Source organism: Photobacterium sp. OFAV2-7 (assembly GCF_022347985.1).
Lineage (GTDB): Bacteria > Pseudomonadota > Gammaproteobacteria > Enterobacterales > Vibrionaceae > Photobacterium.
Genome location: NZ_JAKRFQ010000759.1, coordinates 1 through 2,595 on the forward strand (window position 1 = coordinate 1; position 2,595 = coordinate 2,595).

Annotated in this window: 3 protein-coding genes and 1 rRNA gene; all 4 read left to right on the top strand. The window is 45.1% G+C overall.

Going from position 1 to position 2,595, the window contains the following annotated elements; all coding sequences use genetic code 11:
* On the top strand, positions 1-190 hold a 190-nt coding region (locus tag MHN01_RS24140; RefSeq protein WP_239413920.1), incomplete at its 5' end, for a hypothetical protein.
* Positions 191-199: 9 nt separating this feature from the next.
* On the top strand, positions 200-1,612 hold the full coding sequence (locus MHN01_RS24145) for a hypothetical protein (RefSeq protein WP_239413922.1): 1,413 nt from the start codon (positions 200-202) through the stop codon (positions 1,610-1,612).
* A complete protein-coding gene (locus MHN01_RS24150) occupies positions 1,605-1,988 on the top strand; it encodes a prepilin-type N-terminal cleavage/methylation domain-containing protein (RefSeq protein ID WP_239413923.1) in 384 nt (127 codons plus the stop codon). The genes MHN01_RS24145 and MHN01_RS24150 overlap by 8 nt, the downstream gene beginning before the upstream one ends.
* Before the next feature lie 375 nt (positions 1,989-2,363).
* Positions 2,364-2,595: ribosomal RNA gene (locus MHN01_RS24155) — 16S ribosomal RNA — on the top strand; the annotation flags it as partial.

The following is a 2,595-nucleotide window of genomic DNA, read 5'->3' on the forward strand; positions in this document are numbered from 1 at the left end:
TGTAACTGAGGCTTGTGGTAAGGGAGGAAATCGTTGGGGAGAAGCAATCACAGACAATAAGAGCATGGAGGTCAAGGCACTCACTTTTGACGGCAGCGCTTCACCGTTTTATGACGTTGTGATTCAAGCACAGTCGCATTTTGACGGCCAGGACGAACAAATGGCGTTCAAGGTTCACCGGATGAATTAAGGATAAGGGATGAATAAAGCGAGCAGATCGTCAGGCTTTTTAACGTTAATGGTGGCCGTCATCTTGTTGCTAATTGGCAGCTATGCCTTTTTCGAATCCGCCGATACCAGTCTTTTTCTTATCAAGCGTTTTCAAAATACCCTGGTAGCCAAGAAGCTTCATTGGGCTGCGCAGGGAGGACTTGAATGTGCGTTTGCCGTGAATAAACAAAATGCCGGGCAGCCTCCCCCCGAGCAAAACTATTCCGATTGTGAAAAAGAGGTGTTGCCAGTTGAAGAGCTGGGCTGGCTTGATGTGCAAGTAACGGTAACTCAGGAGGGTAGTAACCCTTCGCTCTATAACGTTGAGAGTAAAGCGTCGAAAGCCAATGCGCGTGGCGAGCGTAGTATTTCAAAGAACATTGAAGTTACCTCGAATTCCGTGATGCCCGGAATCTTTAAAACGTCTTCCATGCTCCAACTGACTGGTGATTTTGCTTTGCTCCCTAATAAAAACACCAATAAGGATGGGAAAAATGAATGCATTGCTATGGTGGTGAAGGACAAGAAGAACTTTGTACACAGCGACAGTACCGCAGGCTCCAATTTGATCATTCGTGACAATGATGGATATAGCGAGGGGCAGGTTCCCCCCAGCGTCGATCTGACCGCACTAAATAATAGTGCAATGCTTGGTGATTTTGCTTGTGCGCCTGGATATCAAAGTTTTAATCAGTTGGGAACCAATGAAGGGCAATACCTGGCAAAAGATATTCATGAAGATCCGGCTATGGATATGTTCAAAGACTTGTTTAGGGTAAGCAAGGAGAAATGGAAAGAAATCCGGGACTCACAATTTACGGGGAGCCATGCAGCCATCATTAATAAAGACAACACTGATGTGATGGTTGAAAACTGTGCCGATGAAATTAATAAGGCCTATAAAAATGGTGCTAAACGAATCTGGATTGACGGGAGTTGTAATCTAGGGAGCAGCGATAAATCGGCAACAGACGGGATGCCGATAGATTTGAATACGCCTGCGGATAATAAGCCTGATATGGAAGTGATGATTGTAGTACGCGACGGCATTATTTACTCGCCAGGGCAGGTGGGTATTTCAGGGTTGTTGTATCAGTTTAAAACTGGGGTTCGAGCCGATAGCGTAATGACGGCTGATATGGTTACTACTTGCAAGGCGGCGGGGTTTTGTACGGACTCGTCTCAAAGTAAACGTTATGAAAATAAAGCCTTCTATACTCACGGTGCCCTTTATGCGTTTGGCGGGCTGGCTGTAGATATGCCCAACTTAGCTTTTGAAGTATTTGGTTCGCTGTGGGCGGAATACGATATCAGTAAGTGGCAAGGCATTCTTTCGCCGGACGGAGGAGCTGTTCCCAGTGTAAGCACGGTAAAATGGAAAGAAGGAACCTGGCGTGATTAGTCAACAGCAGAGAAGGGTTTACGGCTTTTCGCTGGTTGAAGTTGTCGTTGCCATGTCTGTCGTGGCTATTGCGACTCTTGGTTTGGTTAAAATGCAAACTTTCCTTGAGCGTAAAAGTGAATATGTACAGATGGGGTTGGTTGCTTTGCAGATAGCCGAAAATGATATGCAGTATGTTCAGAGCCTGAGTTTTGCCTCTATCTCAGGTGCCAGTGGCAGTATTAGCCGTGCTGAAGGGACTTATGATTGGGTGCGGACATATAAAACTGTCATGTCGGGTGATGCGAAGCAATTGCAGACTATTGTGACATGGTCTGACAGACGGGATGAAAAGCAAAGTTTGGCTCTATCGACAATGCGAACGAAGTTTAATTAGCACGAGTTTTGTCTCTGATTTATACAAAAAATAGCGCCGTTGTATAAACTTTGTTCGCTTGGTGTTTTTTCTTAAAAAAACTGTTGCCTCTTCCAAATATCTCCCTATAATTCGCTTCCGTTGTCACGACAAACTACTCGTTAGAAAGTCGAGATAACAATGTTCTTTAACAATTTGACCATGCAATCTGTGTGGGCACTCGTGAAATGATTAGTCAAACCTTTTGTCTTCACTTTTTAAAAGTGAAAGCAAATTTGGCATCAATGAAACTGAGTGACCAAACGATACTTTCTTTTTTGAAGGTAATCGGCACAGTCAATTCATTCATTACTTCGGTAATGGATTAACAGTATTCATTGAGCCGACCAAAATCTTAAATTGAAGAGTTTGATCATGGCTCAGATTGAACGCTGGCGGCAGGCCTAACACATGCAAGTCGAGCGGCAGCGACATGATAGAAGCTTCGGTGGAAATTATGGACGGCGAGCGGCGGACGGGTGAGTAATGCCTGGGAATATGCCCTGATGTGGGGGATAACCATTGGAAACGATGGCTAATACCGCATAATCTCTTCGGAGCAAAGAGGGGGACCTTCGGGCCTCTCGCG